Source organism: Glycomyces luteolus, assembly GCF_027622875.1.
In the GTDB taxonomy this organism is placed as follows: domain Bacteria; phylum Actinomycetota; class Actinomycetes; order Mycobacteriales; family Micromonosporaceae; genus Glycomyces; species Glycomyces luteolus.
In genome coordinates this window covers 61,540-74,111 of record NZ_JAPZVP010000020.1, presented here as the reverse complement: position 1 = coordinate 74,111, position 12,572 = coordinate 61,540, and the positions used below count along the sequence as shown (strand labels likewise).

Here is a 12,572-nt window from a genome sequence, read left to right as displayed (position 1 = left end):
CTCGCAAGCCTCACCGCGACCGTCGCGGCGTTCGTCACAGATCATTGGCGTTCCGGAGTTCACCTGTTTGACTTGCCGCTTGTGAACGGCCAGCACCAGGACATCATCAGCGACGCGACCCGCGCCGCGATGCCGTGCTGCCGAATGTGCGCCCGCTGAGGGTCCCTGCACCGCCGCGCCCCGAAGCGGCGATCTCCCCAGCGAAAGCGATCTTCCTTCCTCATGGAACCAAGACCCAGCATCCGCCTGTCCGGCGTGACCAAGAACTTCGGTGATCTGGTCGCCCTCGACGGTGTGGACCTCGACATCGCCCCCGGCGAGATCTTCGGCATCCTCGGCCGCTCCGGCGCCGGCAAGTCGACGCTCCTGCGCACCGTCAACCTCCTCACCAGGCCCGACTCGGGCACGGTCGAAGTCGACGGCATCGAGCTCACCACCCTGCGCGGACGTGAGCTGCGGGCCTCGCGGTCCAAGACCGCGATGATCTTCCAGCACTTCAACCTCCTGTCGAACCGCAACGCGGCGTCCAATGTGGCTCTTCCGCTGCGGTTCCGCGGGGTGCCCCGCACCGAACGGCGCGAACGCGCGCTCGAACTGCTCGACCTCGTCGGCCTCGCCGACAAGGCGAAGGCCTACCCCGGGCAGCTCTCCGGCGGCCAGCGCCAGCGCCTGGCGATCGCCCGCGCGCTCTCGGCCGCACCGTCCGTGCTCCTGTCGGACGAGGCCACCAGCGCGCTCGACACCGACACCACCGACGAGATCCTGGACCTGCTCGCGCGGCTCAACCGCGAGCTCGGGCTCACGATCCTGCTCATCACGCATGAGCTGGAAGTGATCACGCGCATCTGCCACCGCGCCGCGGTGATGGAGGCCGGGCGGTTCGTGGAGACGGGCCCCGTGCCCGAGCTCCTCGCCGACCCGGACTCGCGCCTCGGCGGGCAGGCCCGCCGCCTGGCGTCGCGCCTGCTGGGTGAGGAGGTGGCGCAGTGACGGACCGACTCGCCGAGCAGCTGACCGAGGCGCTGTGGGAGACGCTGCACATCGTGGCGGTCTCGGGGGCGTGGACGCTCCTGGGCGGCCTGCTCCTCGGCACCATCCTCTACATCACCTCGAAGACCGGCCCGAAGCCGTTCGCAGTGGTGAACGCTCCTCTCGGCCTGATCGTGAACATCGGGCGGAGCGCTCCGTTCGTGCTGCTCATGGTCGCGGTTGTTCCCCTGACCAGGCTCATTACTGGGACGAGCATCGGCACCGAGGCGGCGATCGTGCCGCTCACCGTCGCCTCCATCCCGTTCTTCGCGCGGCTCGTTGAAGGCGCGCTGCTCGAGGTGCAACCGGGCCTCATCGAAGCGGCCCGCTCGATGGGCGCTGGTACTCCCGGCCTCGTCTGGCGCGTCGTCCTCCCCGAGGCCACACCCGGCCTGATCCGCGGCTTCACCGTGACGCTCGTGGCCGTCGTCTCGTATTCCGCGATGGCCGGGATCGTAGGCGGCGGGGGCCTGGGCGACCTGGCCTACCGCTACGGCTACCAGCGCTTCGAGACCGAGTACATGATCTGGCCGCTGGTCATCCTCGTCGTGCTCGTCCAGTTGTTCCAGATCCTCGGCGACCGGTGCGCCCGCACCCTCGACCGCCGCTGAAGTTATTTCCCTACCTTCCTTAGGAGAACACCATGTTCAATCGTCGTGCCCTCGTGGGCGCATCCGTTGCAGCCGCCGCAGCCTTGGCCTTGTCCGCTTGCGGCAACGACGGCGGCTCCGAAGCCACGGAGACCAACGGCACCGTGACCGTGGCGGCGACTTCGGTCCCGCACGCCCAGATCCTCCAGTTCGTGCAGGACAACCTTGCCGAGGATGCGGGTCTGACGATCGAGATCGAGGAGTTCAGCGACTACCTCCAGATCAACCCGTCGACCGCAGACGGCTCGACCGACGCGAACTTCTTCCAGCACCTGCCTTACCTGGAGGAGGACAACGCGGCGAAGGGCACCGACCTGGTCGAGATCGCCCCGGTCCACATCGAGCCGCTGGCCCTTTACGCCAACACCGCCACCACGGTCGCCGACATCGGCGACGGTGCTCAGATCGCGATCCCGGCCGACCCATCCAACGGCGGCCGCGCGCTGGCGCTACTGCAGGACGCGGGCCTGATCACCCTCGCCGACGGGGTCGAAGTCACCACCGCCACCGAGGACGACATCGCCGACAACCCGCGCAACCTGGAGTTCGTGGCCGTCGAGGCCGCCCAGCTCCCCCGCACCCTCGAGGACGTCGACGCGGCCGTCATCAACGGCAACTACGCCCTCGAAGCGGATCTGAGCCCGGCTGAGGACGCCATCGCCAGCGAGTCCGCCGAGGGCAACCCGTACGCGAACTACCTGGTCACCACGGCCGCGAATGCCGACAACGAGGACATCAAGAAGCTCGGCGAACTCCTGCAGTCCGACGAGGTCAAGCAGTACATCCTCGAGACTTGGACCGACGGCTCCGTCATCCCGGCCTCCTAACCAGCCATTACACCCAGTCCAACCCGGTTGCACCGGCCTGGAGCCAACACGTAAGATAGTTGCGGCCAGGCCGGGCAACCGGACGGGCGAAGGAGTGTGGCGCAATTGGTAGCGCATCGGTCTCCAAAACCGAGGGTTGCAGGTTCGAGTCCTGTCACTCCTGCAGATGGATTCGAAGCGGCCCGGATCGAAAGATCCGGGCCGCTTCTTCGTTTCTCTGGGCTCACCAGATCGGCGGCAAGGTGATCGGGCGTCGAAGCCAGTACCAGCGGGTCTCCTTGCCTTCGGCGAGCGGCTTCCAATATTGCGCCAGTTCCTCGCCGTGGTCATGGAATGTGCGGGCTCGAAACCGCTGGTCGAGGTCATCGAGCAGGCGGTCGAACTTGTATCGCAGCGGGTCTCGCATGTCTCCCTGAAGACCCTCAAGCCGGTCCCGGGCGGTGAGTTCGTTCAGGTATTCGTAGACGATTGAGGTGTTCGGTGCCTTCCATCGCCTCGACGAGCCACTGCCAAGTACGCAGCGAGTCCAACAGCCTGCCCCGCGGTTCGCCGGGTCGCACCATGTTCGCTGCAACGGGCCCGGTTCGCTCAAGGCCCGAGCTTCGGCCTTAGAGGGCGGCTATCTGGATTCGGTCCCCGTCATCAAGGCCGGCGATGAACTGCTGGCCGGCAGACGGTTCATGCCGACCTACTGCCCGGCCCCTCTTACGGAGTCGCGGCACGGTACTCGCCCACGACTTCAATGGGGCCGATGATGTGGTGGTTGAAGTCGTCGAGGTCTTCGGCGGGGACCCAGAGTTCGAGGATGGTGCTGCCGCCGGCCTGCTGGACCGGGTAGCGCTCGGCGAAGTCGCCGTCGAGCTGGAAGCGGGTCACGTACCCGACGCCGTCTCGGGGCGCGTTCCAGTCGCGGGCGATCTTCGTCGCATAGTCCTCGTTGAGGACCGGGTAGAAGATCGGCTGGTCGGGCAGGCGCGGAGGCCAAGCGGTCCATCCGGACTCGCGGACCAGCTCAAGCTCGGCTGGACCGCATGGGCGCCAGAGGGTCATCGTCGTCGAGTCAGGCATCGCAGGTTCCGTTCGGTGAGGGAGCGGTCTGACTCTGACATTCCAAGGGCTCGCCACGCATCTGGTTTCTATGTCGGCGGGTCGCCCCGGCACGAGGGCGACCGGGTTGTGTACCTGGCCTCCCATGCTCCCCAGCCGAACAGCAGCAGTTGCAGCGACTGGATAAGCTCTTGCCCTTGGCCCAAAGGTCACACCGAACCTCAAGAGCGAGAACAGGATCGATGAATTCAAACCCAGACGCGTCCGGCATCGGCGACATCCTTGAGCGGGCCCTCAGCGTGGTCCGGGAGGGCAAACAGGCTCAGGAAGCAGTAGACGCCCAGACTGTGGAAGCGGAGGCCGCGGACGGTCAGGTGCGAGTCACTGCCACTCTCAGCGGATCGGTGAAAGTCGCGATCGTCGATCCGAGGGCGGTCCGCTTGGGTGCCGAGGTTCTGGCCGAGGAGATCACCACCGCGGTGAACGCTGCGCTCGACGCCGCCCGTGAGCAGGCAGGTCTGCCCGGTGCGATGGACCTCGACGGACTTTCGAGCAAGATCGAGGAGATTCAGCAGCAATCGACTCAGCGTATGCAGGCGTTCATGTCCAGCCTCGCGGGCGCTCATTCGAGCATCGCGCGTGCGGCCTCAGAGGAGCGGAACCGCTGATGCCGGGGTTGAGCATCGATCCCGAAGGCATGGATTCGGCCGGACAGGGACTCGAGGGCACCTCTGAGCGCTTCTTTGCCGCGTTGGAGCAGTTCACGGCCAAGATCGAAGGAGTCGGAGACGCCTGTGGCGGTGACGAGATCGGCGGCCTGATCGGCGACGCCCATCAGGCCGTGTACGAGTGGGCGATGGAGTGCTTCCAGGACTTGGCTCAGGGGATCGCCGACGCCGGGTACGACGTGCGCGACTTCGCCGCACAGCATCTTGCCGTTGACGACGAAATCGCGCAGATTTTCAAAGGTCTCGAGTCCGAGTTCGGTGGTGGTTCCTGATGGCGATCACGCTTCCGGATGAGTTGGTCGCCGTATTGGGCGTACTCGGCTACGACTTCCCGCAATCGAACGAAGACGCTCTCATGGACATGGGCCAGGCTTGGATGGACTTCAGTGATGAGCTGTCCGACATTCTCGGAGAGGGTGGCGCGAGCGCAGCGCAGGTCTGGGCCGATCAGGTCGGCAAGGAAGTCGACGCCTTCAAAGCCTGGTGGGGGGGCGAGGACGGACCGTCGGACATCCTCACGACCGGCTCGATCGGGGCCATGGTCGGTGGCGCCGGAATGGTCGTCTGCGCGATCATCGTGCTGGTCTTGAAGATCATGGTCATCGTGCAGGTGGTCATTCTCGCCGTCCAGATCGCACTGGCCATCGCCCAGGCGGCCGTGACCTTCGGGGCTTCCCTGCTGCAGATCCCGATCTTCCAGCAGATCGCCCGGGAGATCGTCGGCAACCTCATTCAGGAAGCGATCTTCAAACTTCTCGACTAGGAAACCCGCATGGCGAAGAAGAAATCCGGCAGTGGCGGGAACAATCCCGTCAAACTCGCTTTGGCATTCCTGAACAAGTATAAGGCGCGGCCGAATCGCGGCAATCAGATGGCCGGAAAGGAACTGCGTCATCAGCAGCTCGGTGAGATCAAGACCAATCGGGAGACACGCGAACGGTACGGCAGCGGATACCACCACCGACCCGGTGGCATGGACCATGACGGTCGCCGCACGACTGAATTGACCGACAAGTACGACAACGGCGTGTACTCGGGCAAGGTCGAGTTCGAGAACAAGAGCGGAGACCCGCCCTGGATCCCCAAACAGGGCGAGGGGACTAGCGCTTTCTTTCCCGATCATTGGTCGGCTGAAAAAGTTGACAACGCCACGTCGCAAGCCTTTGACTCAGCCAAGAAGAACGCAGACGACGGCACTTGGAAGGGCACCTTCACCGATGACAACGGCGAAATCGTCAAGATCGAAGGCTGGTATGATCCCAAGACTGGCAACATCGGCCACGGATTCCCGAGCTTCGACCAGTAGGCGGAAGGCAACACTTTGAGAATCTACCTGGATGAGGACGGCGACATCGCGATCGATTACGACGACAAGCGTTTCGTTGAATTCGGTGCGTTCCTCAAGCTCGATGTCAACTACAGCATGGTCCGCTGCTTGGACGCATTGCAGATGGTCGCCGACGTGGATTCCGGAAAATCCGCCGTCGAGATTTACGACGGCGAAGTCCACCGGGCCGAGTTCAGACGGGACGGCGTGCACGTCACGCACAAGTTCCTGCCGGAACGTACCGCGCAGATGCCGTTCGACGTCGCTGTTCGGGCGTTGGAGCAGTTCTGGACAGTCATTGAGTCGAAGCCCGTGTCCCCGAACCGGACTCGTGTCTACCGCCCGGACCTGCCACTCGTGGAGTCCGAGCTGCACCTGTGGGAATCGACCTGGCACCGACCGCACCCCTACCGCGGCCGCCTTGGGATTCCAGCTGGCTGAAAAGCCGCCTAAGCGACGCTCGGTAGCGAGTGGCCGAGTTCGGGGACCAGGGCCGTGAGCTCCCGCAGTCCAGACCTAGTCGCGAACAAGCCGAGTTCGGCTGTCTTGTAGGAGAGGTGGCTCATCGGACTCCAGGGTCGCTTGCAGTCGTTCTGGCGGGTTTTCCTGGCGCTAGGCGGGTGTGCAGTACCCTGACCTGCGGATACAAATTCCCATAGGCCTCGATGATCCCTGCAATGTGATGTCGCAGGACATCGGAAACAGGTCGAACCTGCAAAGGTTCGGCCTGTTTTGCTATGCAGGTCTGGTTGGGCCTTTGGGACGGCCGGTGGGTTGGTAGTCGCGGTCGGGGTTGAGGGTGAGTTCGCGAAGGAGTGCGCCGGTGGCGGCGTTGATGACGCGGATGTGGAGGCCTTCGACGATGAGCAGGACGCGGGTGCCTTCGTGGATGCGTCCGATGCCAGTTTCCCGTTGTGGCGCAGGGTGACCGACCCGGCTTTGTCGACGGTGTCGGTGCGGATCCGGCCTGGTTCGGCAGTCTCGCAAGCATCGCCGGGGGCGGCTTTGGGTCTGGTGGTGTAGACCGCAGCAGGAGCGGCGCGGTGCGGGAGTGACCGGTGGGGCCGGCGCTCGTTGTATTCGCTGGTGAAGGCATCGATGAGTGCCTGTAGATCGGCGAGGGTGGCCGGTTGCGGTGACTGCGCGGCGAGGTGCTTCTTCATGGTCTGCTGGAATCGTTCGACTTTCCCACAGGTGGTGGGATGGTTCGGGCGGGAGTTCTTCTGGACCACGCCGAGTCGGGCGAGTTCGTGTTCGAGGGCGTTCTTGCCGCCGCGGCCGCCGGCGAGGCGGGTGGTGAAGACCAGGCCGTTGTCGGTGAGCGTGGAGGCCGGGACGCCGTGGGCTTCGCAGGCGGTGCGGAAGGTGCCCTGGGTGATGGGGCCGGTGACGCGCTCGTGTGCGGTGACCGAGAGCGCGTAGCGGGTGCAGTCGTCGAGCCAGGTGAGGATCTCGGTATCGGATCCGTCAGCGAGGCGGTAGTGGGTGAAGTCGGCCTGCCAGCACTCGTTCGGCATGGCCGCTTCGAAGCGGATGTAGGAGGAGCGCGGGCGTTTCTTCGGCGCGGGTTCGACCAGGCCCGCCTTGGCGAGGTGGCGGTGGATGGTCGTCCGCGACCTCGCGCAGTTGTCCACCTCGGTTCCACTACTCGTCGGTCATGTTCTCGGCACGAACAATTTCCGTGGAGCCTGTGCAACCGTCCTCGTCGCCGGCCGCGTCTTCTGGTCGGTGCGCGCCTTCTTGTCCTTCCAATTCAGAGGAGACTCTCCATGCGGAGACGAAAGAGCATGGCGGCGGCGGCCGTCGGCGGGTTCGCGGTGGCCGGGCTGGCCGTTATTCCGTTTGCGAATGCGAATGCGAATGCGAACGAGTCGGGGTCGCCAGCGGCGGCCGAGGCGGTGTCGGTGTCGTCGGCCGCCGTGGGCACCGTCGTACTTCCGACTGGCGACCGGGTGACCGTGGCGCCGAACGGCGTCACCGGCATTGAGCCGGCCGTGGGCCGGGAAGACGTCCACTTCCTAGCGCTCACCAGGCCTTCCGGGGACCGGATCGTGGTCCCCTCCGACAAGGTCGAGGCGATCCGCTCCGGCGAGGAGGACGCGCGGCGCTACAACGTCACGCAGCTGCTGGAAGGCGGCCACACCGACGCTGCCGCCGTCCCTACGGCCGAACTCGACGGCCGCGACTACGACGGCCTCGTGCCGACCGGGGGCGAGATGTCCGCCGCGGCAGACACCCAGAAACTCACTGTTGCCATCGCCGACACCTCGGGGGCCGTCCCCGACGGGAACCTCATCGGCGCGTACAACGCCGCCACCGGCGAAGAGGGCTACTTCTCGTTCGACGAGCGGGGCGTCGCGACCGCGGAGCTGCCCCAGGGCGAGTATCTCGTGTTCGGCGAGATCTGGAACGAGGCCGCCGACGGCTCCTCGACCGAACTCGTCATGGGTATCACCACGGTGACCCTCGCGAACAAGCCCGTCAAGACCGAGTTCAACGGCGCCGACGCCTCACCGGTCACCGTCGAGGTCGACCAGCCGGACGCCGTCGTCGACAGCGCGATCCTCGGCGTCGGATTCCAGGGCGCATCGGAGGTCGAAGGGACCGGCTCCGGGATCATGGGCTTCCCCGGACCGGAAACCGACGTCTTCGTGCTGCCCGAACCCGAGATGCCCGAAGGGCCTGTGCTCGACTTCATCTACCAGCCGATGCTGTCGAGCCCCGCGGGCGCTGAGGAGCCGTACCTGTACAACCTCGCGTTCGGCGACATCGGCGGCTACCCCGAGGATCTGTCGTTCTACGTCTCGGATGATGAACTCGCGGTCGAGAAGACCACTTACAACAGCTTCGGCACCGAACTGTCGGGCACGACCTGCGACTCGGGCAACCCGACCAGCTCGGTGAACGCGGGCTGGTGCCTGGAGATCCCCACCGACGCGCCTTCGACCCGCACCGACTACCGCAGCGCCGGACCCGAAGTCGAGTGGAGCGGATACAACGAGTTCGGCGTCTTCAACGACGAGGGCACGATGCTCGACGGCTTCGCGGACACCTACACCGGTGCCGTGCTCGAAACGGGCGACACCGCTGTCACCAAGGGCCACGGCCTGTTCGGCGCCGGAGCCCCCGAGATGATCCTCGCCGGCGGCGACACCGCCTCCGCGACGACGTACCTCTACCCGGCCGTCGGCTACAACGACGAAAGCGTCAAGCTCGTCGGCTACAGCGGCACCGCCGAGCTCAGCCTCAACGGCGAAGTGCTGGGCAGCTTCGACGGCACCGCCTCGGCACTGGTCGTCGACGCCGCACTCACAAAGGCCGGCCGTTACACGCTGACCACCGAGACGACCCGCGGCACCGACACGGTGCCGTTCGGCACGAGCAACACCTCGGCATGGTCGTTCGACCTCGACCCCAACGCTCTAGCCGACGGCGAGGAGTCGCGGCCATCGCTGCCGGTCGTGGCGATGCGCTCCGACGGCGTCGAAAGCGGCTACGCCGTCGCCGCTGAACCGCTCGACATCAGCCTCGACCTGGCCGTCGCACGGCACGCGGCACCGGTCATCGCCGAGTCGATGACCTTCCAGGTCTCCTACGACGACGGCGCCTCTTGGACCGAGGTCCCGCTCGACTTCGACGGCTGCACCGCGACCGCGACCCTCGAACACCCTGAAGGCGCCGAGTTCGCCTCGACCCGCTTCACCGCGACCGATGACGCCGGAACAGAGGTCGAGCAGACCACGATCCGGTCATTCGGCTTGAAGTAGCAGCAGCAAAGGGCCGACGGGGCAACCCGCCGGGCCCTTCCGGTGTATCGACCTGGCGGCCTATCGAAAGCTTCGAGTCAGGCATCGCGCAGGTTCCGTTCAGCGAGGTCCCTGACAGGCCAGGACTCGTCACGCTCCTGGATCGTGAGTACCCGGGTCTGGGGCAAGACCGATCTGCGCGATCTATCTGTGTCCGGCCGCGGATGAAGTCGTTTGCGTCCCATAGGCCTCGATGAGGCCTGCAGACGGATAAGAGGGCCCAGACCATTTGATCTGGGCCCTCCGCTGCTGACGCCGGCCTGTTGGACGGTCGAAGCGGGTCACACACCCGACGCCGTCTCGGGGCGCGTTCCAGTCGCGGGCGATCTTCGTCGCGTAGCCCTCGTTGAGGATCGGGTAGAAGATCGGCTGATCGGGGAGTCGAGGTGGCCAAGCGATCCAACCGGATTTACGGACCAGCTCAAGCTCGGCCGGACCGCATGGGCGCCACAGGGTCATCGTCGTCGAGTCAGGCATCGCGCGGGTTCCGTTCAGTGAGGGAGCGATCTGACTTTGACATGCGCAGGGCTCGCCGCGTACCTGGTTTGTGGGTGGCGCGTCCGGGGGCAAGGCAGATCGTGCGCGATCTGCCTTGCCCGGCGGCCGCGTGTGGAGACGCTTCGGGCTCGCTGCCGCCGTTAGGACCATGCATAGCCCTAACCTGGGAAATAGATTCTCCTAGCGACCTCGTGCATGGTTGTGGTTGGTGCGCAACGGTTCCTATGGAGGGCCTTCACTCAGGCTGAGGATACGGTTGAGCGGGCGGCGGTCTGTTGGTGTGAGAGCAGTCCGGCGACGGCTCCGATGATGTCGCTCATGTGCTCGCGGCGGCCGTGGTGGCGGGCGAGGGGCGGCCAGCAGATCTGGCAACCCCAGCTGCCGGGCGAGGGTGATGTCCGCGCGGCTGCCCGGTTCCGCTGGACTGCAGAACAGCACGCGTCCCTCGGCATCAGTGATGACCATGGTTTTCACCGCGTTCTGCTTCGCCTTGCCGGAGACGAACCGGTCCCGGTTCGGGCTGCCCTCGGCTGGCCTGCGGACGCGGATTTCGGTGCCCTCGACGATGCCGGTCTGACCGGTGCCGCCGAGGTGGTCGATGACCTACTCCGGTTTCCGGTACGGCGTCAGTGGGACCACGCCCAGATAGCCGAGGTCGCCAGGCTCGGGCCTTCCCAGGTCGTGTGAATCGTACGCCTTCGCCAGCCCGGATTCATCGTGGACCAATCCGACCACGACGGCGCCGCCGTCGACTACACGCCCGCGCAGGTCGCTGATGACCTGCGCGATCAGCCCGGGCCGGTGGCGCTTTCCGGAGAACAGGCCCCGCCGGAGCGGTCAGGTCGCGGGTGGGTATGAGGAACCCGTCGACCACCAGGCGGTGCGCAGCTCGATTGCAACGGCCCATGGGGAACGGAGGGAGGGGCGGTATCCGGGAAGTAGAGCATTTCCCGCTGCCAGATCCAGACCGCGAGGATCACCAGGGCTCCTGCGATCACGATGATGATGCAGACGCGGAGCAGCCCGGTCCAAGACGAGCATTATGCAGGGAAACGGCGGCTCTCACGTCGCTCGCCTAATTGTTGTCCGTGCTTGCGGGGATCACGCTGGTTTCCAGGCCGTCCAAAAGCGTCTTCAGCGCGAAGTCGAACAGCGCGTCGAAGTCGACAACCATCGACTCCGGTCCGAAGTGCTCGGACAGGAACGGGAAGTCGCCCAGCAGGTCTGCGAGTTCTTCCCCTCTGTGCGACCACCATTCCTCCATGGTCTGGCCGGTGGCGGCGCGCTCGGTCTCCTCGGCTGCGGGGAGCAGGGCGAGGCCCTGGACGAGACCGGAGACTGCCAGGTACACCGACAACAGTCGTTCCGGGCCGACGCCGGGCTGTTCGATGCCTGTGAGGATGCGTTCGGCGGCCGAAAGGAGCCCCCGGCCGATCGGCGGGCGACTGCTGGCGATCGCGGGCAGTACCCAGGGGTGACGCCGGTAGAGCCCCCATTCCTCGCGTGCCTCGTGCTCCAGCCGGGATCGCCAGTCGGCCAGGTGGCCGCCGGGAGGTTCGACCTCATCGAGGACGGCATCGGTCATGGCGACGACGAGCGCGTCCCTGGAAGAAAAGTGGCGGTAGAGGCTCATGGTGGCGATGCCGAGTTCGGTGGCCAGGCGGCGCATGGTGAGTCCCGCGAACCCGGTGTGGTCGGCCAGCGCGATCGCGGCGGTGGCGATGCGCCCGGAGGTGAGGCTTCGGGGGCGGGCGACGCGTGCGACCGGTGGGGCGGCGGCGCGGGCGCGGTAGGCGCGCGCCTGACAGGAGCGGGAGCAGTAGCGGCGGCGGCGCCCGCGCTCAGGCTGGTCGATCTCGGTGCCGCATTGGGTGCAGCGGTCCACGTCGGTTCCATTTCGTCACAGGTCTCATCGTGTGACGAAATCATAGACCTTACTGGCGGCGAAGGATAGTTTCGCGATGTCGATACGTCGTACACCTTCGAGGAGGCATCATGAGTGCGATCACGATCCGCAGGGCCGGCGGGGCCGACCTGGAGGCCCTGGTGCCCGCTTACGCGGCGGCGACCGCCGACGAAGCGACCAATGCGTGGGTGGCGTCGGCCGGGCCGGTACCGGAAGACGCGTATGCGCAGTACCTGACCGAGTCACTTCGGGACCACCTGACCGACGACGAGGTGTGGGTCGCCGAGCGGGACGGGGACATCGCGGGCATCTCGGTGTGGCGGCAGGTGGTCTCGGCCGATCAGCTCCAGCTCGAGGCCGACCGGGCCGCGGCTCTGGCCGAGTCGACCGGCTTGGCGGTCCTGCGCCGGGCCGAGACGGCATTGCGCGCCACCGGTGCGGCGCATCCCGACCGGTTCCCGCACCTGTACCTGTACCTGATCGCCGTGGCGCCCGAGCATCGCGGGGCCGGCGCGGGCGGGGCGATGCTCCGCGAGCGGCTGGCGGTGGCCGACCGCGGGCGGACACCCGCATATCTGGAGGCGAGCACCGAGGACTCAGCGCGCCTGTACAAGCGGTGCGGGTTCGAGGAGACCGGCGAGCGCATCCAGCTGCCCGAGGGCGGGCCTCGGCTGATTCCGATGTGGCGTGAACCTGCCGGATCGTGAGATCGCGGATCGGGCGTGCCCGTCATCGACCTTGATCTTGGGGAGCC

At 66.2% G+C, this 12,572-nt stretch carries 13 protein-coding genes, 1 tRNA gene and 3 pseudogenes; 11 read left to right on the top strand and 6 right to left on the bottom strand.

Annotated elements, in window-relative coordinates:
- Positions 1 to 222: 222 nt before the first annotated feature.
- From O1R50_RS21375 to O1R50_RS21360, 4 genes and pseudogenes are all read left to right on the top strand, one after another.
- Positions 223 to 942: pseudogene (locus O1R50_RS21375) on the top strand (methionine ABC transporter ATP-binding protein); the annotation flags it as partial.
- A gap of 44 nt (positions 943 to 986) precedes the next feature.
- Positions 987 to 1,640, top strand: a complete 654-nt coding sequence (locus O1R50_RS21370) for a methionine ABC transporter permease (protein ID WP_270112244.1) — start codon at positions 987 to 989, stop codon at positions 1,638 to 1,640.
- A 32-nt stretch (positions 1,641 to 1,672) separates the two neighbouring features.
- Positions 1,673 to 2,506 (top strand): MetQ/NlpA family ABC transporter substrate-binding protein, encoded by an 834-nt coding sequence (locus tag O1R50_RS21365; protein WP_270112243.1) that lies wholly within the window; start codon positions 1,673 to 1,675, stop codon positions 2,504 to 2,506.
- 90 nt (positions 2,507 to 2,596) lie between these two features.
- Positions 2,597 to 2,669, top strand: a tRNA-Trp gene (locus O1R50_RS21360).
- 60 nt (positions 2,670 to 2,729) lie between these two features.
- Here O1R50_RS21360 and O1R50_RS21355 read toward each other — a convergent pair.
- Together O1R50_RS21355 and O1R50_RS21350 are read right to left on the bottom strand one after the other, a co-directional pair.
- Positions 2,730 to 2,912 carry a hypothetical protein gene (locus O1R50_RS21355; RefSeq protein WP_270112242.1) on the bottom strand — a complete coding sequence of 61 codons (183 nt, stop codon included), beginning with the start codon at positions 2,910 to 2,912 and terminating at the stop codon, positions 2,730 to 2,732.
- Positions 2,913 to 3,211: 299 nt separating this feature from the next.
- Positions 3,212 to 3,574 (bottom strand): hypothetical protein, encoded by a 363-nt coding sequence (locus tag O1R50_RS21350; RefSeq protein WP_270112240.1) that lies wholly within the window; start codon positions 3,572 to 3,574, stop codon positions 3,212 to 3,214.
- Between the two features lie 221 nt (positions 3,575 to 3,795).
- Between O1R50_RS21350 and O1R50_RS21345 the strand changes: the two genes are divergently transcribed.
- Genes O1R50_RS21345 through O1R50_RS21325 form a run of 5 tightly spaced genes read left to right on the top strand, consistent with a single transcriptional unit; the run spans position 3,796 to position 6,049 of the window.
- A complete protein-coding gene (locus O1R50_RS21345) occupies positions 3,796 to 4,221 on the top strand; it encodes a YbaB/EbfC family nucleoid-associated protein (protein ID WP_270112238.1) in 426 nt (141 codons plus the stop codon).
- 8 nt (positions 4,222 to 4,229) lie between these two features.
- Complete coding sequence (locus tag O1R50_RS21340; RefSeq protein WP_270112237.1) at positions 4,230 to 4,553, top strand: WXG100 family type VII secretion target; 324 nt, start codon at positions 4,230 to 4,232, stop codon at positions 4,551 to 4,553.
- The gene (locus O1R50_RS21335) at positions 4,553 to 5,044 is read left to right on the top strand and encodes a WXG100-like domain-containing protein (RefSeq protein ID WP_270112235.1); all 492 of its coding nucleotides are present in this window, start codon (positions 4,553 to 4,555) and stop codon (positions 5,042 to 5,044) included. The genes O1R50_RS21340 and O1R50_RS21335 overlap by 1 nt, the downstream gene beginning before the upstream one ends.
- 9 nt (positions 5,045 to 5,053) lie before the next feature.
- A complete protein-coding gene (locus O1R50_RS21330) occupies positions 5,054 to 5,587 on the top strand; it encodes an EndoU domain-containing protein (RefSeq protein ID WP_270112233.1) in 534 nt (177 codons plus the stop codon).
- 15 nt (positions 5,588 to 5,602) lie between these two features.
- Positions 5,603 to 6,049 carry a hypothetical protein gene (locus O1R50_RS21325; protein ID WP_270112232.1) on the top strand — a complete coding sequence of 149 codons (447 nt, stop codon included), beginning with the start codon at positions 5,603 to 5,605 and terminating at the stop codon, positions 6,047 to 6,049.
- 294 nt (positions 6,050 to 6,343) lie between these two features.
- Here O1R50_RS21325 and O1R50_RS21320 read toward each other — a convergent pair.
- Positions 6,344 to 7,224: pseudogene (locus O1R50_RS21320) on the bottom strand (integrase core domain-containing protein); the annotation flags it as partial.
- Positions 7,225 to 7,512: 288 nt separating this feature from the next.
- Between O1R50_RS21320 and O1R50_RS21315 the strand changes: the two are divergent.
- On the top strand, positions 7,513 to 9,375 hold the full coding sequence (locus O1R50_RS21315; RefSeq protein WP_270112230.1) for a hypothetical protein: 1,863 nt from the start codon (positions 7,513 to 7,515) through the stop codon (positions 9,373 to 9,375).
- Positions 9,376 to 9,684: 309 nt separating this feature from the next.
- Here O1R50_RS21315 and O1R50_RS26500 read toward each other — a convergent pair.
- The 3 genes and pseudogenes from O1R50_RS26500 to O1R50_RS21310 all read right to left on the bottom strand — a co-directional run.
- Positions 9,685 to 9,891: pseudogene (locus tag O1R50_RS26500) on the bottom strand (hypothetical protein); the annotation flags it as partial.
- 243 nt (positions 9,892 to 10,134) lie between these two features.
- Positions 10,135 to 10,461, bottom strand: coding sequence for a transposase family protein (locus O1R50_RS26495; protein ID WP_408612778.1), 327 nt, complete (start codon positions 10,459 to 10,461; stop codon positions 10,135 to 10,137).
- Between the two features lie 526 nt (positions 10,462 to 10,987).
- Complete coding sequence (locus tag O1R50_RS21310; protein ID WP_270112229.1) at positions 10,988 to 11,797, bottom strand: TetR/AcrR family transcriptional regulator; 810 nt, start codon at positions 11,795 to 11,797, stop codon at positions 10,988 to 10,990.
- A gap of 110 nt (positions 11,798 to 11,907) precedes the next feature.
- Between O1R50_RS21310 and O1R50_RS21305 the strand changes: the two genes are divergently transcribed.
- Positions 11,908 to 12,525 (top strand): GNAT family N-acetyltransferase, encoded by a 618-nt coding sequence (locus O1R50_RS21305; protein WP_270112228.1) that lies wholly within the window; start codon positions 11,908 to 11,910, stop codon positions 12,523 to 12,525.
- Positions 12,526 to 12,572: the final 47 nt, after the last annotated feature.